General features: G+C 73.7%; 18 protein-coding genes. 8 read left to right on the top strand and 10 right to left on the bottom strand.

Annotated elements, in window-relative coordinates; genetic code table 11:
- Window positions 1–104 precede the first annotated feature (104 nt).
- From ABD979_RS18795 to ABD979_RS18760, 8 genes are all read left to right on the top strand, one after another.
- Window positions 105–1646, top strand: coding sequence for a molybdopterin-dependent oxidoreductase (locus tag ABD979_RS18795; RefSeq protein WP_345509050.1), 1542 nt, complete (start codon window positions 105–107; stop codon window positions 1644–1646).
- A gap of 113 nt (window positions 1647–1759) precedes the next feature.
- A complete protein-coding gene (locus ABD979_RS18790) occupies window positions 1760–2437 on the top strand; it encodes a fasciclin domain-containing protein (RefSeq protein WP_345509049.1) in 678 nt (225 codons plus the stop codon).
- Between the two features lie 85 nt (window positions 2438–2522).
- Window positions 2523–3125, top strand: coding sequence for an ECF RNA polymerase sigma factor SigK (gene sigK / locus ABD979_RS18785; protein ID WP_345509048.1), 603 nt, complete (start codon window positions 2523–2525; stop codon window positions 3123–3125).
- Entirely contained in the window at window positions 3122–4024 is a 903-nt protein-coding gene (locus ABD979_RS18780; RefSeq protein ID WP_345509047.1) for an anti-sigma factor, read from the top strand. The genes sigK and ABD979_RS18780 overlap by 4 nt, the downstream gene beginning before the upstream one ends.
- A 113-nt stretch (window positions 4025–4137) precedes the next feature.
- A complete protein-coding gene (locus ABD979_RS18775) occupies window positions 4138–4617 on the top strand; it encodes a hypothetical protein (RefSeq protein WP_345509046.1) in 480 nt (159 codons plus the stop codon).
- The gene (locus ABD979_RS18770) at window positions 4614–5267 is read left to right on the top strand and encodes a VWA domain-containing protein (protein ID WP_345509045.1); all 654 of its coding nucleotides are present in this window, start codon (window positions 4614–4616) and stop codon (window positions 5265–5267) included. The genes ABD979_RS18775 and ABD979_RS18770 overlap by 4 nt, the downstream gene beginning before the upstream one ends.
- Window positions 5268–5398: 131 nt before the next feature.
- The gene (locus ABD979_RS18765) at window positions 5399–6340 is read left to right on the top strand and encodes a phosphotransferase enzyme family protein (protein WP_345509044.1); all 942 of its coding nucleotides are present in this window, start codon (window positions 5399–5401) and stop codon (window positions 6338–6340) included.
- A gap of 30 nt (window positions 6341–6370) precedes the next feature.
- Entirely contained in the window at window positions 6371–6925 is a 555-nt protein-coding gene (locus tag ABD979_RS18760; RefSeq protein ID WP_345509043.1) for a hypothetical protein, read from the top strand.
- 40 nt (window positions 6926–6965) lie between these two features.
- On the opposite strand, the gene cobA is transcribed toward ABD979_RS18760, so the two are convergent.
- The 10 genes from cobA to ABD979_RS18710 all read right to left on the bottom strand — a co-directional run bounded on the left by cobA (window position 6966) and on the right by ABD979_RS18710 (window position 21533).
- On the bottom strand, window positions 6966–8189 hold the full coding sequence (gene cobA / locus ABD979_RS18755) for a uroporphyrinogen-III C-methyltransferase (RefSeq protein WP_345509042.1): 1224 nt from the start codon (window positions 8187–8189) through the stop codon (window positions 6966–6968).
- Window positions 8177–9544, bottom strand: a complete 1368-nt coding sequence (locus tag ABD979_RS18750) for a sulfate adenylyltransferase subunit 1 (protein ID WP_345509041.1) — start codon at window positions 9542–9544, stop codon at window positions 8177–8179. Before ABD979_RS18750 ends, cobA begins: the two co-directional genes overlap by 13 nt.
- On the bottom strand, window positions 9544–10536 hold the full coding sequence (gene cysD / locus ABD979_RS18745) for a sulfate adenylyltransferase subunit CysD (protein ID WP_345509040.1): 993 nt from the start codon (window positions 10534–10536) through the stop codon (window positions 9544–9546). The genes ABD979_RS18750 and cysD overlap by 1 nt, the downstream gene beginning before the upstream one ends.
- On the bottom strand, window positions 10533–11282 hold the full coding sequence (locus ABD979_RS18740) for a phosphoadenylyl-sulfate reductase (RefSeq protein WP_345509039.1): 750 nt from the start codon (window positions 11280–11282) through the stop codon (window positions 10533–10535). The genes cysD and ABD979_RS18740 overlap by 4 nt, the downstream gene beginning before the upstream one ends.
- Entirely contained in the window at window positions 11279–12997 is a 1719-nt protein-coding gene (locus ABD979_RS18735; RefSeq protein WP_345509038.1) for a nitrite/sulfite reductase, read from the bottom strand. The genes ABD979_RS18740 and ABD979_RS18735 overlap by 4 nt, the downstream gene beginning before the upstream one ends.
- A gap of 83 nt (window positions 12998–13080) precedes the next feature.
- A complete protein-coding gene (locus ABD979_RS18730; protein WP_345509037.1) occupies window positions 13081–15066 on the bottom strand; it encodes a copper resistance CopC family protein in 1986 nt (661 codons plus the stop codon).
- Entirely contained in the window at window positions 15066–15590 is a 525-nt protein-coding gene (locus tag ABD979_RS18725) for a hypothetical protein (protein ID WP_345509036.1), read from the bottom strand. The genes ABD979_RS18730 and ABD979_RS18725 overlap by 1 nt, the downstream gene beginning before the upstream one ends.
- Before the next feature lie 66 nt (window positions 15591–15656).
- Complete coding sequence (locus ABD979_RS18720; protein WP_345509035.1) at window positions 15657–18845, bottom strand: multicopper oxidase domain-containing protein; 3189 nt, start codon at window positions 18843–18845, stop codon at window positions 15657–15659.
- A gap of 10 nt (window positions 18846–18855) precedes the next feature.
- Window positions 18856–20175: a multicopper oxidase domain-containing protein gene (locus ABD979_RS18715; protein WP_345509034.1), complete on the bottom strand. Its 1320-nt coding sequence runs from the start codon at window positions 20173–20175 to the stop codon at window positions 18856–18858.
- Between the two features lie 65 nt (window positions 20176–20240).
- Window positions 20241–21533, bottom strand: coding sequence for a multicopper oxidase domain-containing protein (locus tag ABD979_RS18710; protein WP_345509033.1), 1293 nt, complete (start codon window positions 21531–21533; stop codon window positions 20241–20243).
- Between the last annotated feature and the right edge of the window lie 13 nt (window positions 21534–21546).

Genomic DNA, 21546 nt, shown 5'->3' with positions numbered 1-21546 from the left:
CACGACCACTGTCGGGGGCGCACCCCCCGTTGGCAAGGGTCGTGTCCAGCGTTGCCGATCCGCCGGCACACATCCGGAACGGGTCCGGCGACGAACCACCGGGCATGATCCGCCTCCGACACGCCCTCAGCGGGATCCTCGCCGCCGTGGCCGGCATCGCCGCCGGCCACCTCATCGCCGGCTTCCTCGACCCCGCCTCCTCTCCGGTGCTCGCCATCGGGTCGACGGTCATCGACCTCACCCCGACACCGGTCAAGGAGTGGGCGATCGCGCGCTTCGGCACCAACGACAAGCTCATCCTGCAGGGGTCCGTGCTCGTCGTGACCCTCGCACTGTCCGCCCTGGCCGGGCTGCTCGCGCGCCGCCGGCTCGCCCTCGGCATCGGCTTCATCGTGCTGCTGACCGGGCTCGCCGGGGCGGCCGCCCTCAGCCGCCCCACGGCCGGCGTGCGCGAAGCGGTGCCGGCGCTCGCCGCGATGGCGGTCGGCGTCGCGGTGCTCGTGCTGCTGGTGCGGCGCGTGGCCGTGCCGTCGCGCCCGGCCGACGCCCCCGACGAGGTGGACACGGCGGACGGTGCGCCCCGGACGACCGGCACGAGCCGCCGCGGCTTCGTCGGCGCCGCCCTGGGCGTCACGGCGCTCTCCGCGCTCGCCGCCGCCGGTGGCCAGCTGCGTGCGGGCGCCCGGTCGCTCAAGAGGATCGTGCTGCCGAAGCCCGCGGACGCCGCCAAGGCACTGCCCACGGACCTGGCCGGCCAGGTGCCCGGCATCTCGCCGCTGCGCACCCCGACCGCGAAGTTCTACCGCGTCGACACCAACCTCGTCGTGCCCCAGGTCGACGCCGACAGCTGGACGCTCGAGATCGACGGCATGGTCGAGAAGCCCTTCTCGATGACCCTGCAGGAGCTGCTCGCGATGCCGATGATCGAGCGCGACATCACGATGACGTGCGTCTCGAACGAGGTCGGCGGCGGCTACGTCGGCGCGGCCCGCTGGCTCGGCGTGCGCCTGACCGACGTGCTCGACCGTGCCGGCGTCAAGGGGTCGCCCGACCAGCTGCTCAGCACCGCGGTCGACGGCTTCACCATCAGCACCCCGCTCGAGGTCGTCCGCGACGGTCGCGACGCGATGATCGCCGTCGGCATGAACGGGGCGCAGCTGACCGACACCCACGGCTTCCCGGCGCGCCTCATCACGCCCGGCCTCTACGGCTTCGTCGGTGCCACGAAGTGGCTGACCAAGCTGACCCTGACGACGTATGCCGCCGAGCAGGCCTACTGGACCAAGCGCCAGTGGGCGACCGACGCCCCCATCAAGACGAGCGCCCGCATCGACACCCCCGCACCGCTCTCGACCGTCAAGGCCGGCTCCATCGCCATCGGTGGGGTGGCGTGGGCGCAGCACCGGGGCGTCGGCAAGGTCGAGGTCAAGATCGACGACGGCCCCTGGCAGGAGACGAAGCTCGGCCCCGCCGTCAACGTCGACTACTGGCGCCAGTGGTACCTGCCGTGGGACGCGAAGCCCGGCCTGCACCGCCTCGCCGTGCGCGCCTTCGACAACGAAGGACGCGCGCAGCTCACCGAGCGCGCGACGCCGTTCCCGAGCGGCTCGAGCGGCATCCAGGAGGTCGTCGTGACCGTCGAGTGAGCCCTGCCCCGAAACTCGCCCGAAAAAAGTTCTCCGACAAGCCAATCCGGTTCCGCACAGGCACCGAATCCCACATGACCGTGCACCACCCAGCCACCCAAGGAGTGACTGACATGAAGACCCTGAAGACCCGCACCGGCCTCGTTGCCCTCGCGATCGCCCTCCCGCTGAGCCTCGCCGCCTGTGGCAGCTCGAACGACACCGCCTCCGCCGGCGCCGGCAACACCCCGGCCGCCACGTCGTCCGACTCGATGACGAGCTCCGCCCCGATGGACACCCCCTCCGACACGATGACCTCCTCGGAGTCGATGGACGCCTCATCGGCCGTCTTCGGCGCCGGCTGCGCGGCCGTGCCGAAGGATGGCGCCGGCTCGTTCAACGGCATGGCGACCGAGCCCGTCGCGACCGCCGCGAGCGCCAACCCGCTGCTCTCGACGCTCGTCACCGCCGTCAAGCAGGCCGGCCTCGTCGACACCCTCAACTCGGCCCCCGAGATCACCGTGTTCGCGCCGGTCAACGACGCCTTCGCCAAGATCCCGGCCGCCGACCTCAAGAAGGTCCTCGCCGACAAGCCGACCCTCACGAAGATCCTCACGAACCACGTCGTGGCCGGCAAGCTCTCGCCGGACCAGCTCGCGGGTGACCACAAGACGCTCGCCGGCACGACCATCACGGTCAAGGGCTCGGGCGAGGACTTCACCGTCGGCAAGATGGACGCCAAGGTCATCTGTGGCAACGTCCCGACCGCCAACGCGACCGTCTACATCATCGACGGGGTCCTGATGCCCTGATCGGTCCCCGACTGATCACGGCTCAGCAGGACCGTTCAACACCTGGGTGACGCACGAGAGGGCGAGGGGCGACACAATGGACCGCATGTCACGGTTCTCGGTGGTTCCCTCCGGCGACGACTCGCCGGAGGGCGCCCCCCGCCCTGCGTCGCTCGAGCAGCTGCTCCACCGGTCGGCGACCGGTGACGAGTCGGCCTTCGCCGAGCTCTACGACGCCGTCTCCGCCCGCCTCTTCGGACTGGTCAGGCGGGTCGTGCGCGACCCGGCCCAGTCCGAGGAGGTCACGCAGGAGGTCTTCCTCGAGATCTGGCGGCACAGCGCCCGCTTCGACCCCGCCAAGGGCGGGGCGTTGTCGTGGATGCTGACGATCGCCCACCGCAAGGCCGTCGACCGCGTGCGGTCGGCGGAGGCAGCCCGCAACCGCGACGTCGGTTACGGCACCAGCCACCAGGACGTCAGCCATGACTCCACGTCGGAGGCCGTCGTCGAACGGCTGGATGCGGAGCGGGTTCATCTGGCCCTGGCGACGCTGACGCAAGCACAACGGCAGGCCCTCGAGCTGGCCTACCTCTCCGGCTACACCCACACCGAGGTGGCGACGATGCTCGACCTGCCCCTGGGAACGGCCAAGACACGCATCCGTGACGGATTGATCAGACTACGAGACACGCTGGGGGTGACACTGTGAGCGAGGACATCCACGCTCTCTCCGGTGCGTACGCGGTGGACGCCCTCGACGACGTCGAGCGGGCCCGCTTCGAGCGCCACCTCACCGGCTGCTCCGCCTGCCGCGCCGAGGTCGAGAGCCTCGTCGCCGCAGCCGTGCAGCTGTCGGTGCTGACGGAGGTGGCGCCGCCGCCGTCGCTGCGCGCCAGGGTGCTGGCCGACATCGCGAACGTCCGCCCGCTGCCCCCGCTGTCGGTGCCCGAGCCCGCCACGGGCGACGAGGCCGACCTCGCACCGGTGGACCAGTCCCCGACGGCCCCGCCCGCCGGGCCGGCGCCGATCGACCGCATCCCCGGCACCCGCACGGCCGCGCCCTCCGAGGGCGCACCGCAGGGCCCGACCGCCCCCGCGACCGTCGCCCCGCTCGACGACCACCGCCGGGCACGCAGCAGCTCCCGCGGCAGCTCCCGCGGCTTCTCCCGCGGGTGGCGCGTGCTCGTCGCGGCGGCCACCGTCGCGGTGCTCGCGGTCAGCGGGTTCTCGATCTGGCGCCAGGTCGGTTCCTCGCCGTCCAAGGCCCTCGCCGACCAGGTGCTCGCCGCCCCCGACGCGACGCGCACCGAGCAGCGGCTGGCCGGTGGCGGCACGGCGACCGTCGTCCGCTCGAGCTCGCTCCGCCAGGCCGTCCTCGTCACGTCCGGCATCACGAACCCGCCGGCTGACAAGGTGCTGCAGATGTGGCTCCAGGACCCGACCGGTCACATGACCTCGGCAGGCCTCATGCCGGGCGGCGGTGACCAGGTGGTGCTGCTCGCCGGTGACGCGAGCCACGCCAAGGGTGCCGGCGTCACGATCGAGCCGGCTCCCAGCGGCTCCGACCAGCCGACGACCAACCCGATCGCCTTCATCCCCTTCGCCTGACGACACCACCACCGAGTGCCCAGCCCCCGTCGGGGGCTGGGCACTCGTGCGCCGGGGGACGGATCGGTGGCGCAGGTATTGCGCTGCCGCAGTTGATGCGGCACGCTCGACCGATGCAGGACGACGCAGGACCGAACCAGACCGCCACGCCGACCGACCCCCGAGGTCTTGACGCGGGCGCGTCCGTCGAGGCCGTGCGGACCTCGATCGAGGCGGCCGCGACGGCGCTCGCCGCCTCGGACCCGACGCGGCCGCGTGAGGCCCTGCCGCTGCTGCGCCGCGCGCAGGAGCACCTGACCGCGGCGATCGACGAGGCCATGGCGGCGGCGCTCGTCGCCGACGGCGGCACCATCCGCACGACGGGCGCCCTCGCCGGGCTCTCCGAGAACGCCGTGGGGCCGCGCCTGGCGCGCACGAGGCTGCTCGCCGCCTACGGCACCGAGGCCGGACGCGTGACCGCGACCGGGGTCGAGCGCGCGCGCTACGACCTCGAGCAGGGGCGGCACCGCCCGGCGCCGGCGCCGGCGCCGACCGACCCACCCGCGCCGATGCGCTTCCGCGCCCGGCGACCCAGCGCAGGAGGCACGCCATGACCGACCCGACCCTCACCCACCTCTACGTCCTGCTCGACCGCAGCGGCTCGATGCACTCGATCAAGGGCGACACCGAGGGCGGCTTCGACGCGTTCGTGGCCGAGCAGCGCAGCCAGCCGGGCCGCTGCGTCGTCACTCTCGCGCAGTTCGACGACCACTACGAGGAGGTCTACCGCGACCGGCCGGTGGAGGACGTGCCGCCGCTGCAGCTGCAGCCGCGAGGGAGCACCGCGCTGCTCGACTCGATCGGCCGACTCGTCGGGGAGGCGGGCGCCCGGCTCGCCGCCCTCCCCGAGGAGCAGCGGCCGGGCGTCGTCATCGTCGGGATCATGACCGACGGCCACGAGAACGCGTCGCGCGAGCTGACGCACGCCCAGGTCAGGGCGATGATCGAGCGCCAGACCACCGACTACGGCTGGCAGTTCCTCTACATGGGCGCCGACCAGGACGCCATCGAGGTCGGCTCCAGCATCGGGGTGTCCGCCGCCCACTCGATGACCTACAGCCGGGGCCGGGTGGCCGCCGCGATGGCCGCCACGTCGCGCAACGTCGGCCGCACCCGCTCGGCGGTCGCGGGCGGCGCCTCGATGGCGCAGGCCGCCCAGCTCATCGCCTTCGACGACGACCAGCGGGCGGCCGCCCGCGACTGACCCGTCACTGACCCGCCACTGACCCCGAGAACCCCTGTCGTCCGGGGTACGTTGACGGCATGAGCGACGTGTCAGGGGGCACCCGGTCGGGCGCTGCCGTGAGCGCGGCGGCCTGAGGCACGGGGCCGCTCGTGCTCACCGCCGACGCAGCCGGGGCCGTCGCCCGCGCCTACGGGCTGCCCGGGCCCGCACGCCTCACGGGCCCCGCCGCCCGGGGCCAGCTCGGCCAGGTCTGGCGCCTCGAGACCGACGCGGGCAGCCATGCCGTCAAGGAGTGGTTCGCCGGGCCGGACCTCGACACGGCCACCCGCGACGCCGACCTCAGCGACGCCGCCCGGGCGCAGGGCGTGCTGACGCCCACCGTCGTGCGCACGGCGGACGGCGCCGTCGCGACCGTCGTCGAGGGCACGGCCGTGCGCGTCTTCGAGTGGGTCGACCTGCGGCCCCCGACGCGCCGCCTCGACCCGGTGGCCGTGGGTCGCGCCCTCGCCGGCCTGCACCGGGCCGGGCGACCGAGCGACGAGCCGGTCGACAACTGGTTCTCGACCGGATTCGGCGAGGAGCGCTGGCGCGAGCTGCACGCCCGGGTGGCCGCCGAGGGCGCGCCCTTCGCCGACGAGCTCGGCGCCCTCGTCGACGACCTCGTGGCCGTCGAGTCGGTGCTCGAGCCGCACGCCTCACCCATCGTGTGCCACCGCGACCTCTGGGCCGACAACGTGCTCGCCACGACCGACGGCCGGGTGTGCGTGCTCGACTTCGAGAACCTCGGGCCCGCCGACCCCAGCCAGGAGCTCGCCATGGTCCTCTTCGAGTTCGGCGACGACGACCCGGCGCGCGCCCGGCGCCTCAACACCGCCTACGTCGACGCCGGCGGCCCCGGGCGGGTGCGGCGGCGCGGCCACTTCACGATGCTCGTCGCCGAGCAGGCGCACATCGGCCAGCTCGCCTGCTCGCGCTGGGTCGGGGCGGGCAGCGCCTCCGAGCGCGAGCGCCTCGCGGCCTGGTTCCGCGAGATCCCCGACGACCCCGTCACCCTGCCGCGCATCGACCGCGTGCTCGCGGCGGTGCGCTGACGCCGGGCGAGCGCGCCCTAGGGTGAACCCGTGACCAACGTCGGACGGATCATGCTCGCGCAGCTGAAGTCGATCGGCTCGCGCAACGCCTGCCTCGCGGCCGGCGACGTGCCCGGCGGCCCGTGGCTCACCCGTGGCGGACGCACGTACCGCACCGGCGCGAGCGGCAGCACGAGCGAGGTGGTCGAGCGGGCCCGGGCGGCCCGGTCGGTGACGAGCGTGCGCGCCTACCAGGAGGTCGGCCGCGCCGATCTCTTCGTGCAGGTCATCCCCTTCGCGTCCGAGGACGACGCGCGCGCGGGGCTGGCCGAGCTGCGCGCACTGCCCCGCACCATGCCACGCAGCAAGGGGCTCACGGACGTCGGCGAGCTGCGCGCCGCGGTGGCGCCCGAGGTCGCCGGCACGACGCGCGCCGAGGCCGCCGAGCAGCCGTTCGTGCTCGACGGGGAGCACTGCCGCACGCTGACGCTGTGGTGCGCGGCCGGCAGCACCGTCGTCGTGGCCGCCCTCGGCGGCCGGGCGGAGGCGGTGCGCTGGCCGGAGCTGGCGCGGGTCGTCGAGGCCCAGCTCGCGGCGCTGGCCTGAGCGGGCCCCGGCGCCCGCGACCCGGAGCTGCGAGCCGGGGTCAGTCGCCGGCCCAGTCGGGTCCGAGGCGCACGACGTCGCCCACGACGACGACCGCCGGTGCCCGCACCCCCCGCTCGGCCGCGACGGCCGCGATGGTCTCGAGCGTGCCCACCGTCGTGCGCTGGTCGGGCGCGAAGCCCCGCTCCACGACGGCCACGGGGCAGTCGGGCGCGCGGCCGTGCTCGACGAGCAGCTGCGTCGTGCGCGCGAGCGCGGTGACGCCCATGAGGAGCACGAGCGTGTGGTCGCCGCCCGTCGGCAGCGCCGGCACGTCCTCGTGCCCGGTCACGACGGTGAAGCCGCGCGCCACCCCCCGGTGCGTCACGGGGATGCCGGCGGCCGCCGGCACCGAGACGGCGCTCGTGACACCGGGCACCACCTCGACCCGGATGCCGTGTGCCTCGCACGCCAGCCGCTCCTCGCCCCCGCGGCCGAGCACGTAGGGGTCGCCGCCCTTGAGCCGGACGACGCCGAGCCCGCGTTGCGCCTCCTCGACGAGGATGTCGTTGATCCGCGACTGCGGCACCGGGTGGTGCCCCGGCGTCTTGCCGACGTCGATGACGCGCACCGAGGCGGGCAGCCGGTCGACGACCGCCCGCGGAGCCAGCCGGTCGACGACGACGACGTCGGCGGACGCGAGCAGCTCGTGGCCCCGGGCCGTGAGGAGGCCGTCACTACCCGGGCCACCCCCGACGAGGGCCACCCAGCCGGCGGCGGGGCGCGTGCGACGCAGGTCGACGGCACCGGACGTGAGGGCCCGCTCCACCCCGTCACGCACCGCCACGGACAGCCCGGGGTCGCCGGCGGCATACGTCGCGACGGTGACCCGACCAGCGGGCGTCGTGACGTCGGCGCGGGCGGTCGTGCTCGCGGTCGTGGTGGCGGCGTCGGTGGCGTCGATGCACCACGTGCGCTGGGCCTCGGCGTCGGCGGCCACCTCGCGGTCGATGCTGCGCTCGCCGGTGGCGGTGTGCACGAGCCACGCGCCGTCGAGGTCGGCCGAGCCGGCGTAGTCACGCTCCAGCCACTCGACGCGGCCGGCGCGGACGAGGTCGCGGAGGTCCTCGCAGACCCAGGGGGCGACGAGGCGCACGCGCGCGCCCTCGTCGACGAAGCCGTGCACGCGACGGGCGGAGACGGGACCGCCACCGACGGCGACGACGAGCCGCCCCGTGAGGTCGAGGACGAGGGGCAGGGCGCCTCGGGGGCTCAGATCTCCCACTCCTCGTCCCCCTCGGGCCGGGTCGGGGCGCCCGCGGCGGTCGGGAGGGTGGCCCCGACCATGCCGGCGGCGACGGTGCGCCCGTCGTGCGCGTCGATGAGCAGGAACGAGCCGCCACGCCGCGAGGCCGAGTAGTTCTCCACGGGCAGGGGCGAGGCGAGGCGCAGCGTCACGAGCCCGATGTCGTTGAGCACCAACGACTCTGCTGCGACGGCGTGAAGTCCGTCGAGGTCGAGGGCGCCGTCGAGCGAACGGACCGCGGTCTGCACGGTGCGCGAGCCGTGCTTGAGCAGCAGGCGCTGCCCGGGCCGCAACGGCGCGTCGCCGAGCCAGCAGACGACCGCCGCGATGTCCTGCGTCGGCTCCGGGGCCGACGCCGCTGCGGAGATGACGTCGCCCCGCGAGATGTCGATCTCGTCGGCGAGCCGCAGCGTCACCGACTGGGGCGCGAACGCCTCGTCGAGAGAACGGGATCCGAGGTCGATGCCGGTGACGGTCGTGCGCCGGCCCGAGGGGAGCGCGACGACCTCGTCACCCACCCGCACGACGCCCGAGGCCACCTGGCCGGCATACCCCCGGTAGTCGACGTGCGCCGCGTCGCGAGCCGCACCCTGGGGGCGGATGACGAGCTGGACCGGCAGCCGGAACGCCTCGTTCGCCGGGTCGTCCGACGGCGGCAGGCCCTCGAGCAGCTCGAGCAGGCTGGGACCGGAGTACCACGGCGTGCGCACCGAGCGCTCGGCGACGTTGTCGCCGTCGAGGGCGCTGACGGGGATCGTCGTCGCGTCGACGACGCCGAGCTCGCGCGCCACGGCCTGCACCTCGGCCTCGACCCGCTCGTAGGCCTCCTGCGAGAAGTCGACGAGGTCGATCTTGTTGACCGCGACGACGACGTGCGGCACCCGCAGCAGCGCCGTGACGGCGAGGTGGCGGCGGGTCTGCTCGAGCACGCCCTTGCGGGCGTCGACGAGGAGCACGACGACGTCGGCCGTCGAGCTGCCGGTGACCGTGTTGCGGGTGTACTGCACGTGGCCGGGGCAGTCGGCGAGGACGAAGGAGCGGGTCGCGGTCGCGAAGTAGCGGTAGGCGACGTCGATGGTGATGCCCTGCTCGCGCTCGGCGCGCAGGCCGTCGGTGAGCAGGGCGAGGTCGGCCGCCGTGAGCCCGCGGTCACGGGAGACCCGCTCGACGGCTGCGAGCTGGTCGGAGAGCACGGACTTCGTGTCGTGGAGCAGGCGACCGACGAGCGTCGACTTGCCGTCGTCGACGGAGCCGGCGGTCGCGAGACGGAGCAGCGTGCCGCGGGCGGCCCCGGCGACGGCGGCCGGGTCGAGGACCGGAGCGGTGGTCGACATCAGAAATAGCCTTCCTTCTTGCGGTCCTCCATGGCGGCCTCGGAGATCCGGTCGTCGGCGCGGGTCGCGCCGCGCTCGGTCAGGGTCGAGGCGGCCACCTCGACGACGATCTCGGCGTTGCTGCGGGCCGGTGACTCGACGGCTCCGGTGCACGACATGTCGCCGACGGTGCGGTAGCGCACGAGGCGGGTCTCGACGGTCTCGTCGTCGCGTGGCCGGCTGACCGGCCCGACCGCGAGCCACATGCCGTCGCGCTGGAAGACCTCGCGCTCGTGGGCGTAGTAGAGCGGCGCGAGGGGGATGTCCTCCCGCTCGACGTAGCGCCAGATGTCGACCTCGGTCCAGTTGCTGATCGGGAAGACGCGCACGTGCTCGCCGGGGCGGTGCCTGGGGTTGAAGAGGTTCCACAGCTCGGGGCGCTGGTTCTTCGGGTCCCACTGGCCGAACTCGTCGCGGAGGCTGACGATGCGCTCCTTGGCGCGCGCCTTCTCCTCGTCGCGGCGGCCGCCACCGAAGAGGCCGTCGAACCGGTGCTCGGCGATGGCGTCGAGCAGCGGCATCGTCTGGAGCGGGTTGCGCGTGCCGTCGGCGCGCTCGCGCAGCCGCCCGTCGTCGATGTAGTCCTGCACGCTCGCGACGACGAGGCGCAGGCCGAGCCGCTCGACGGTCTCGTCGCGGTAGGCGATCACCTCGGGGAAGTTGTGCCCGGTGTCGACGTGGAGCACCGGGAAGGGGATCGGCGCCGGCCAGAACGCCTTGGCCGCGAGGTGGAGCATGACGACCGAGTCCTTGCCGCCGCTGAAGAGCAGCGCGGGCCGCTCGAGCTCGCCGGCCATCTCACGGATGACGAGCATCGCCTCGGCCTCGAGGGCGTCGAGCTGGCTCAGCCGACGGTCCTCCGCCCCGGGCCGGTGGGCTGACGCGTCCGGCGCGACGCCGAGCTCACTCGGCGGGGTCGTCCGGGCTGCAGGGGAGTTCACGGTCGTCGTCATGTGTGGAGTCCGCACTCGGTCTTGGCGAAGCCGGCCCAGCGACCGGCACGGGGGTCCTCACCGGGAGCGACCCGGCGGGTGCACGGCTCGCAGCCGATGGAGGGGTAGCCGTCGGAGAGCAGCGAGTTGACCTCGACGCGGTTCTCCTCGGCGTAGGTGATGACGTCGTCGAAGGTCCAGGCGGCGATCGGGTTGATCTTGACGAGGCCGTTCTTCTCGTCCCAGGAGACGAGGGGCGTCTCGGCACGGGTCACGGCCTCCTCGCGGCGCACGCCCGTCACCCACGCCTCGTAGGCACCGAGCGTGCGAGCCAGGGGCTCGACCTTGCGCATCTGGCAGCAGAGCGCGGGGTCGCGGTCGTGCAGGCGCGGGCCGTATGCCGCGTCCTGCTCGGCGACGGTCAGCTCGGGCAGCACGTTGACGAGGGTGATCGGCAGGTCCTCCGCGACGATGTCGCGCGTCACGAGCGTGTCGGAGAAGTGGTAGCCGGTGTCGAGGAAGAGCACGTCGACGCCGGGCGCGAAGCGCGAGACGACGTGGGGCAGCACGGCGTCGGCCATCGAGCAGGCCACGGCGAGCGTGCCGCCGAAGTGGAAGGCCGCCCAGGCCGCGACCTCGTCGGCGGTGGGCTCGCGCTCGGGGTCGGCACCCAGGGTCGCGTCGAACTCGTCGACGAGCGCCCTGAGCTCGGACTCGGGGCGCCGACGGTGGGGCACGGTGGGGGTGGCGAGGTGGACTGCGGTCACAGGAGGGCTCCTTCGTCGGCTCGACGCGTCCATGCGGAGAAGGTCTCGGCCGGCTCGCGCTGGTCGAGGAAGGTGCGCACGACGCGCTCGACGTAGTCGGGCAGGTCGTCGGCCGTCACCTTGAGGCCGCGGACGGTGCGGCCCAGGCCGGCCTCGTCACGGTCGACGGACGCGAGCCCGCCGCCGAGGTGCACCTGGAAGCCGGGCACCTGCTCGCCCTCGATCGTGACGAGCTGGCCCTTGAGGCCGATGTCGGCCGTCTGGATGCGCGCGCACGAGTTGGGGCAGCCGTTGACGTTGAGGCTGATCGGGGTGTCGAGCTGCTCGGTGACGTCGGCGAGTCGCTGCTCGAGGGCCGCGATCGTCGTCGCCGCCGTGGCCTTCGTCTCGACGATGGCGAGCTTGCAGAACTCGATGCCGGTGCACGCCATCGTGTGCCGCCGGAACGGGCTCGGGGCGGTGCTGAGCCCGAGCTTCTCCAGGCGGGTCACGGCGCCGCGGACGAAGCGGCCCGGCACGTCGAGCACGACGAGCTTCTGGTGCGGGGTGAGGCGCAGCCGGTCGGAGCCGACGTGGGCCATGAGGTCGGCGAGGCCGGTCAGGACATCACCGCTGATGCGCCCGACGACCGGGGCCGCACCGATGTAGCGGTTCCCGTCCTTCTGCAGGTGGACGCCGACGTGGTCGCCGGGGCCGGTGGCCCGGGCGGGCGGGGGCCCGTCGGGCAGCTCACGGCCGAGGTACTCGTCCTGGAGCACCTGGCGGAACTTCTCGGGGCCCCACTCGGCGAGCAGGAACTTGAGGCGGGCCTTGTTGCGCAGCCGGCGGTAGCCGTAGTCGCGGAAGATCCGGATGACGCCGTGCCAGACCTCGGCCGCCTCCTCGGGCCGCACGAAGACGCCGACGCGCTCGGCGAGCCGAGGGCTCGTGGAGAGGCCGCCGCCGACCCAGAGGTCGTAGCCGGCGCCGAGCTGCGGGTGCACGACGCCGACGAGGGAGATGTCGTTGATCTCGTGGACGACGTCGAGGCTCGGGTGACCGGTGATGGCCGACTTGAACTTGCGGGGCAGGTTGGCCAGCTCGGGGTCGCCGACGTAGAGCCCGAGGATCTCGTCGATGACCGGCGTCGGGTCGATGATCTCGTCCTGCGCGACGCCGGCGAGCGGGCTGCCGAGGATGACGCGCGGGGTGTCGCCGCAGGCCTCGGTCGTCTGCAGGCCGACGGCCTCGAGACGCCGCCAGATCTCCGGCACGTCCTCGACGCGGATCCAGTGGTACTGGATGTTCTGCCGGTCGCTGATGTCGGCCGTGCCGCGCGCGAACTCGTGGCTGATGTCGGCGAGGACGCGCAGCTGCGCGAGGCTGATCGCGCCGCCGTCGAGACGAACCCGGAGCATGAAGTACTCGTCGGACAGCTCCGTGTCGTCGAGCTGGGCCGTGCGCCCGCCGTCGATCCCGGGACGGCGCTGCGTGTAGAGCCCCCACCAGCGGAAGCGCCCGGAGAGGTCCTCCGGCGGGATGGAGCCGAAACCCTCCTTGGCGTAGACCTGCTCGATGCGCTCGCGGACGCCGAGGCCGCCCTCCTGCTGCTTCCACACCTCGTTGGCGTTGAGCGGCTCGGCGCCGTCGACCTTCCACTGCCCGTTGGAGCGGCCCGGGCGGGGCGGACGGGTCGCCGGGGGGGCGTCCGGGCTCGAGGTGACGGTGACGGTCATGTAATCGAATGTATAACCGTGCCTTATCCGATCCCAAGGGGGTCCAGACTTCGATCCTTTCCCACCGAGACGGTAGGAGAACGTCAGTCGGGTCGCGAGCTGAGAACCCGGGCGTCGTCGGGGCCACCCGGGTGGGCCGGCTCCGGAGGCGGGCCCCTGCGCGGCGCGGGTCGGGAGCGCCACCCGCGACCGGGGCCTCCCGGGCGCGAAGGCCGTCCGACGCGGGGACGGGAACCGGAGCGGCCGTGCGGACGGCCCGAGCGCCGGCGGACGAGGAAGGCCCCGGCGACGGCGGCGAGCGCCAGCAGCACCGCGAGGGCGGTGAGCGGCCCGGCCAGGGGGGCCTTCGACACGAGCACCCGGGCGTCGACGGCATCCGGCCCCACGACCCACCGGATCGTGCTGACGACGTCGGGAAGTCCTCGGCGGTGCACGGCGACGCGCACGTCGAGCGGGCCCTGCGCGGGCAGCGTCACGCCCGCCGCCCACCGACCGCGGGTGACCGGGGCTGCCGGCGCCGGTGTGGACCCGACGCTGACGGTGACCCCGGTGACGGGCCCGGGCGAGGGGCGGCGCGTGTCGAGCACGTCGACGACCGCGACGCTCGCGCCCGGCCGGTTCGGTCGCAGCACGACGGTCTGCTGGAGGTCGGCGACGGGCCGGTCGTCGATGAGGCTCGGCGGGTCGGCGACGACGAGCCGGGGCGACACGGCCGGCTGGCCGCTCGCGAGCAGCGCGCCGAGCACGACGACGAACGAGAGGCCCACCGCCTCGACCACGACCCGGGGCCGCACGGCCGGCGACACGGCCTCGGCGTCGGGGGCGGCATCCGAGTCGACGTCGGCGACGGCGGTGCCGCTCGACAGGGTCGCCCCCGGGGCACCCCCAGCCCTCCGGTCGTGCACGGCGCGCGTCGTGCGCAGCGCGAGCACCCCGACGAGGGCGGCGACCGCGAGCTTGGCGAGCAGGATGCGGCCGTAGCCGGTGAGCAGCACGGCGTCGACGGAGACGACGATGTCGCTCGCGAGGTAGACGCCGCTGACCGCCACGACGACGACCGCGACGACGGCCGGCACGCGGAAGCCGGTCAGGAGCGGCGCGAGCTCGCCGGCCGGCCGGCCCTCACGGCGGTGGCGCAGCACGAGCAGCGCGAGGCAGGCGACGGCGCCCATCCACGCGGAGGCCGCGGCGAGGTGGGCCGTGGCGGCCAGCGCCCAGGTGGCGCCGCCACGCAGGCCGACGTGGCCGAGGGCGACCGTGAGGAGCGCGGCGAGCAGCCCGGCGGCCAGCGCGAGGCGTTCCCGCCTCGCCGCGGACCAGGCTGCAGGGGCGCGCGTCGCCAGGGCCGCCACCACGATGACGAGGGCGGCCTCGCGCCCGAGCCAGCGGACGGCATACCCCGTCGTGAAGGCGCTCGTGCCGAAGCGGGCGAGGTCGAGCACGGTGACGAGCAGCGCCGCCGACGCGGCGAGCGCGGCCCCCGTCCGCGCGAGGCTCCACAGCCGGGCGCGCAGCCGCGCCCGGGTGCGGGGGTCGGGCGTGCGCGCGAGCGGCCGACCGCAGAGGAGCAGGGCGCCGAGGGCGAGGCCGAGGCCCGAGAGCACCGCCCAGCGGCCGGCGGTCTCGAGCGCGTCGGGCGCGCTCTCGCTCGGACCGGCCGCGGCGACCTCGTCCTGCACGCCGAAGGCGAGCAGGCCCGACGACTGGTGCAGGTCGTCGCTCGAGAGGGTGCGCCACGCCACGTGGTAGGCGCCGACCGGTAGCGCGGGCAGGGTGGCGACGATCGTCGCCGGCGCCTCGCGGTCCTCGTCGGTCTCGGCGAGCGCCAGCGCGCGGGGCGCGTACCGCCGGCCGGCCGTGTCGGTGATGGTCACCTCGGTCGACTCGAGCACGACGTGCTCGGTGAAGCGCAGCTCGACGACGCGGGGGGCGTCCTGCAGGCTCGTGCCGTCCGCCGGGCTGCTCGAGGCGAGGTAGGCGTGCGCCGACGCCGGCGCCGCACCCCCGACGACGAGGGCCAGTGCCGCGACGACGAGTGCGAGGACCGACCGCAGCCTCCGGGCGCGCATCACAGCACCGGCACGTGCTCGAGGCGGAGCCCGTTGGTCTCGATCGTCACGTCCTCGCCGGGGCGCAGGGCGCCGCCGGTGTTCTGGTAGACGAAGTAGTACGTCGCGCCGGCCCGGTTGATGTGGCCCTGGCGCATGATCGACACCCGCTGCGTCGACCCGGAGCGGGCCTCGCTGCGCAGCACGGGCGGGTGCTTGGTGTCGGCCTGGAAGCGCGACGCCTTGTCGAGGTCGAGCACGACGTAGCTGAGGGTGACGAGGCCGCCGTCGCCGACGACCGCGACCCGCGAGAAGCGCACGCCCAGCGTCGTCTCCATCTCGGTCGACTGCGGCACGGCCCGCTCGCCGTCCCCACCACCGCGCAGCGACCGGGCACCCACGAGGGCGAGGGCGGCCACGACGAGGACGGTGAGGACGGCGAGGGCCACACGGAGCCGGGGGGGCCGGGGCCGTGGGGTCGCGCCTCCCGGCGGCCCGTCGGGGCCCGGCGCCGGGGGGACGGGGGTGGTGGCGATGGTGCTCATTCGGACTGCCCTCCGAGCTGGTGGCCGGGGTCACGGGCAGGTGACCCCGGCACGGGTGGGGCCGGGTCAGGGAATGCTGATCCGGGTCGAGACGAAGGTGTCGAACCAGGCCGTGCCCGCCATGGTCGACGCGGTGGTGCCGGCGGTGATGCCGAGGCGGGCCGACTGGACCTGCATCCCGGCGCCGGTGTTGTTGCCGCCCACGCTGGCCTTCACGGCCGAGTCCACGAGGAGCCGGAACGAGCCCTGGGTCCCCTGGGTCCAGTCGACGCGCAGGGTGTGCGCGCCGGGTGACAGCGTGTAGGGCGTGGTGGGCGTGGTCAGGCCGACGAGGTTGCGGTTCATGACGATCCGCAGCTGGGCCGCCGTGGCCGAGGTGCCCACGCGGTGGAACTGCACCGCGAAGGCCTGCCCCGTGCTCGTCCGGCCCTCGAACACCGTCACCCAGGTCGTCAAGCCGGTGCCGGTCGACAGGGTGTTCGGGTTGAAGGAGAACTGGGCGTGGTAGCCGGTCTCGTTGAGCGGCGTGTCGTCGGTGACGTAGGCGGGCGCGTTGCCGCCACCACCGGGCAGCGTGGCCGCGAGGCCGACGTTGCCGCCACCGGCCGGGATGCCGGCCAGTGCGGTCGCCGAGACCGCGCCGGTGCGCGCCGTCCACGCGAGCAGGTTGCCGCTGTCGAAGGTGTCGCTGAAGATCGCGTTCCCTCGGACGACCTGCACGGAGGTGGTGACGGCGTTGCTCCAGTTGCCCGCCGCGTCCTGCACTCGGAGGGAGAAGGTCACGGTGCCGGGCAGCAGCCCGCCGAGCGGGACCGCCGCCGAGACGCCGGTGCCCGAGTCGGTGATCTGCACGCGGGTGCCCTTGCCGACGCCGGGGTCGGTCGTGCCGGTCCAGTACTCGGCCGCCTGGAAGCGCGGGCCGGTGTACGACGGGAGCACGGCCTCGGTGACCGGTGCCACGAGGTTCAGCGTCGAAGCGCCGTTCGTCGGGTTCGGCGAGCCGGTGAGCGCGCCGAGCACGGGGGCCGTCTTGTCGACGAGCAGCCGCACGAGGGCGTTGTCGAGGGTGAGGGCGCCCCAGTTGCCGGCGGCGTCCTTGGCGTGGACGTAGACCTTGTGCTCGCCCGGCGCCATCGCCTTGACCTGGGTCAGCGGGATGAGGCCGTAGACCTGCTCCGTCGGGGAGTCGAAGGCGCCGTCGACCGCGATGAGGCTGAGGCCCTTGCCGAAGACCGGGGTCGTGCTCGTCGGGTCGATGAAGGCCTCACCGGCCGTGACGGTGCTCTGCAGCCCGTTCGCGGCGTCGCGGTCCTGCAGCTCCGCCGAGACGACGAGGTAGCCGGGGTAGGACCTCGAGCTGACGACGGCGTTCGTCGGGTTGGGGCCGACCGTGCTCGCGTTGACCGCGGGGGCGGTGAGGTCGACGGTCAGGTCGACGGGCACCGCCGGCCCCCAGATGTTCTGGGAGTTGCGGCTGTGCACCCACACCTGGGTGGTGCCCTCGCCGAGCGCGGCGACGGTCGTGGCCGCGATGGTGCCGGTCTCGGCCACCTTCGTCGCGACCCGGTTGAGCGACATGGGCACGCCCTGGCCGTCGGTGCCGGCGGCGCCGACGAAGTACTCGGCGGCCGTGATCGTGCCGCCGGCCGCGGTGTCGTCACCGGTGGCGCTCACCGTGACGGCTCCCTTGCCGCTGGCCGGACGCGGGCTGACGCTGAGCGCGGTCGTCTGCGGACCCGCCTTGGCGAGGTTGAGCACGACCGAGCCGATGACGCCCCACTTGCCCTCCGAGTCGACGCCGCGCACGAAGACCGTGTGCTTGGCCGAGGTGAGACAGTGCAGGTCGACCGGCGGGATCGGGCCGGCGCAGTCGGCCGCCGTCGCGACGGCGGGGATCGAGCCGGTGACCGTCGTCGTCGGGGAGGTGCCGAAGGTGCCGGACATCGGGGTGCCGAAGCCGACCCCGACGGTGACCGCGTCGTCGACGACGAACTCGGCGCCGGCCACGAAGTGGCCGCCCGTCGTGGTGTCGCTGACCATGGCGGTGACGGTGACCGCCCCGGTGCCGTCGGCCGGGTTCGGCGTGGCCGTGATGCCGGTGGAGACCGGCCCGACCTCGTCGGAGCTCGGCGGCGGCGCGTTCGTGTCGAGGAAGGTGAGCATGCCGCCGAAGGCGAGCGCCATCGGGTCGGCGGTCGTCTGCCCGGCGTTGTCGAGGCGGGCGGCCGACTCGTAGACGGCGACCTTCGCCTCCGGTCCCGAGGGCATCGCCACGAGGACGTCCGTCGTGACGCCCGGCTCGACCGGCACGACGACCGACGGCTCGGGGAAGGCCAGCGGGTGGGCGTCGTGGGTCAGCACGTCCTGCTCGCCGCCCAGCGTCGACATGGTGTGCAGCTCCGAGCCCGCGTTGACGTAGCGCAGCAGCACGGTGTGCCCCTGGTCGGTCGGCACGGGGTCGGTGACCGGGTAGGGCTTGCCGTTGATGAGGCGGTAGGCGGGCGAGAACTCACGCATGTCGAAGGTGTCCGGGTGCGCGTTGAGACGGGGGTCGATCTCGCTGAGCACGAGCACCGCCTCGTCCTGGTAGGCGTGGCCGTATGCCGTCCCGTCGGCCGGGAGCACGACGAGCGCGCCCGCGAGCCCCATGGCGACCTGACGGGCACCGTCGCTCGTGTGCCCCGCCTCGTAGAGGAAGGTGCCGGGTCGACCGGCCGTGAAGGCATACGTCGCGGTGCCGCCGCCGGCCACGCCCTGCAGCCGCTCCGTCGTCGGGAGGCCGGCGGTGAACGCGGTCGCGGGCTGGCCGGGGAAGGCGAGCGACGTGGGCTGGGTCAGGCCGTTGTGCAGCGTGACCGTGACCTTGTCGCCCTCGCGGACGACGAGGACGGGACCGGGCGCCGTGGCTGCCCCCGCCTCCGTCGTCGAGTAGCCCCAGACGGTGATCGGCTGGCCGGTCACCCCGTTGGTGCCCGGCTTGGCCCAGAGGTCGCACGCGACGGCCTCGGGGTCGGTGCCGGTGGGTGGCGTGACGGTGCACCCGGGGCTCGGTGCGAGCTTGCCCACCGCGGCGGCCGGGGCCGCCACGGAGGCCGGGGACCCGGCGGACGCGAGGGCGGCGCCGGTCGCGGCAGCCGGGACGGCCGACGGGACGGGCCCGGCGAGCGCCGCACCGGCGAGGGAGACGGGGGCGAGCGCGACGGCGGCGACGGTGATCGCGAGGCGCTGCCGGAGGCTGACTGGTCGAGAGGTCATGGGATCGTCCTCAGCTCGCCGGGCAACCGGCGGGCGGGTCGATGCGGAAGACCGTCATCATGCCGCCGAAGGCTGCGCCGTAGTTGGTGGCCTGCTGGAGCGCGTGGCTGTGGGCCACGTGGTAGTACTCGCCGCACTGGTTGTTCACCGTGATGTTCGACGGGTAGGTGCCCTGCTTGCCGAGGTAGGGGCTCTCGCTGAACCACGTGTCCGCGCCGACGAGGAGCTGGTCGGTGATGACCGGCAGCTCGGTCGGGATCGGGTTGGTGAGGGCGTCCCAGTGCTCGACGTCACGCCAGTCCATGAGGGCGTCGACCGTCTGCCCCGGCATCACGTCGATGTCGTACTTGAGGTACGAGAGGTCCTGCGGCGCGGTCGAACCCGTGCCCTGCAGGGCGTGGCCGTCCTTGTTGACGACCCGCTCGTCACTGCCGTGCGGGTGGAACGGGTAGTTGACGCGCCCCGCGTTGAGGTAGCGGATGACCGCCGGCAGGGGGTTGCTCACGGGGTCCCACGGCTTGATGTGCACGAGGGCGCCGTAGGGCTGGTTGGGCAGCCACGAGGCGTTGTTCGGGGCCAGGGTGTCGGGCATGCTCCGGCCGTTGATGAGGTAGTAGCGGGCGTTGTAGGACGCCCAGTCGACGGGCTGGCTGCGCTCGACGGCGAGGTGCACCTCCGGGTCGATCTCCGAGAGGAGGTAGACGTACTCGTGCTGTGGGCTGAAGGCCGAGTCGGCGCGGTCGTTGACCTGCCCGGCGGCGGTGGCCGGCCGCACGACGAGCGCTCCGTAGAGGCCCATCTGCTGCTGCTTGGTCACGTCGGTGCCGCTCGAGTAGAGGTAGGTGCCGGGGGACCCGGCCGTGAAGGTGTAGGTGACCGACCCGCTGTCGGCGGGGGCGGCCTGCACGAGCGAGGTGAGCGAGCTCGTCGTCCCCGTGGTGTCGGTGACGAACTGCGGCTGGGCGGGGTTGCCGTTCGCCTTGACCCCCTTCTGGCCCGGGAAGAGGATCGAGGTGGCCTCCGGCAGGGTGTTGTGCAGGATGACCGTGACGGGGGACCCCGCGGTGACGCAGAGCACCGGGCCGGGCAGCTGGAACCGGCCCGAGCTCATGCCGTAGCCCCACATGTAGATGGAGTTGCCGTCGGGGGTGGTCACGTAGCCGGAGCGGGCCGTCAGCGAGAAGGTCTGCTGCGGATCCGTCTGGCAGAGAAGGCCTTCCGAGGTGGCGGCCTGCGCGCCCGTCGTCGCACCGACGGCGACGGAGGCGACGACGGTGGCCACGGCGGCGAGGATGCCGGTGCGCCGGCGGGTGCGGGAGGTCCACGCCACCCGCAGACGGCTGCGACGGCCGGACCCTGAAGATCGGGTAAGGTGCATGATCGTCCTCCGTCGGCTCAGGTGTTGGGCTCGGTCTGGGGGCCGTACGTTCCGGCCGGGCCGACGCGGAGGACGGTCATCATGCCGCCCCACCCCGGCCCGCCACCGTTGCCCAGGTAGGCGTAGCTGCGGTCGTAGAGCAGGAACTCGCCCTCGACGCGCGGTGTGACGAGCACGTCGCGGCTCTCGCCGGGTCCGATGTCGACGGTGTTCGTGCTGAGGTAGTTGTTCGTGCCGTCGCGCCCGCGCAGCAGGCTCGCGTCCTTGGCCACGACCGTCATGTCGACGTTGTCGAGGGTCAGGGCGTGGTTCTGGTAGCCGAGGTTCGACAGGCGCAGCAGCACGGTCTCGCCGACGTTGCACGTGATGAGCGAGCTGATCGGCTGGTACTGCAGGCGGCCGCCGGCGCTCGACCGCGGGTCGCCGTTAGGGGCCACCGTGTCGGGGTAGCCGCGGCCGTTGAGCAGCCAGAAGCTCGGGGCGTAGTCGGTCCAGTCGCTCACCTGGATGTGTGCGTCGCGGTAGTGCGCGGCCGACCACAGCTCGGTGAGCATGAAGGCGAACTCGCGGTCGTAGCGGGTGCTGCCGTCACCGTCGTTGTAGGCGTAGGTGAGCCGGGCCCCCGACGGCACGCCGGTGACCCGGGTGCCGTTCTGCGCGGGCCGCACGAAGACCATCCCCGTCATGCCCATCTGCACGTGCTCGACGTCCTCGAAGTGGCAGTGGTACATGTACGTGCCGGCGTCGTGGGGGCGGTAGTAGTAGGCGAGGTCGCGGCCGATCGGCACGGCGAGCGACAGCTCGGGCACGCCGTCGAAGAGCGGGATCGCGTTGACGAAGCCGTGCCAGTGCAGGGTGTGCCCGTCGAAGAGGTCGGGCCGCATGAGCAGGCCGAGGTTGCTCAGCGTGATCGTCACCTCGTCGCCCTCGTCGAAGGCGAGCATCGGCGCGGAGATCTGCGCCTTGCCGCGCACGGCCGCGACCTCCTGGGCCGTCGTCATCGACGTGACGTCGCGGAAGCCGAAGACGTAGGTGTCGAAGCCGGGCGGGGCCAGGGAGTCCGGGTAGAACGGCAGGTCGGGCGGCGACCCGGCGGGCATGCTCACCCAGCCGTCCGTGCCCGCGAGGTGCACGGACTTGACCGGGCCGGCACCGGCCGCGCGCACGACGGTCGGCCGCCTGGCCTGCTGGCCGAAGCTGACGCGCGAGGCGAGGAAGACGCTGCCGAGGGCGCCGGCGCCACCCAGCACGACGGCCCTGCGGCCGAGCCCCGCACCCCCGGAGGGGGTGGAGCGAGATTCGTCGGACATGTGCTGCTCCTGA

Source organism: Terrabacter aeriphilus (assembly GCF_039542985.1).
In the GTDB taxonomy this organism is placed as follows: Bacteria; Actinomycetota; Actinomycetes; order Actinomycetales; family Dermatophilaceae; genus Terrabacter; species Terrabacter aeriphilus.
The sequence above is the reverse complement of the archived record's forward strand: the minus strand, read 5'-3'. Positions and strand labels throughout refer to the sequence as shown.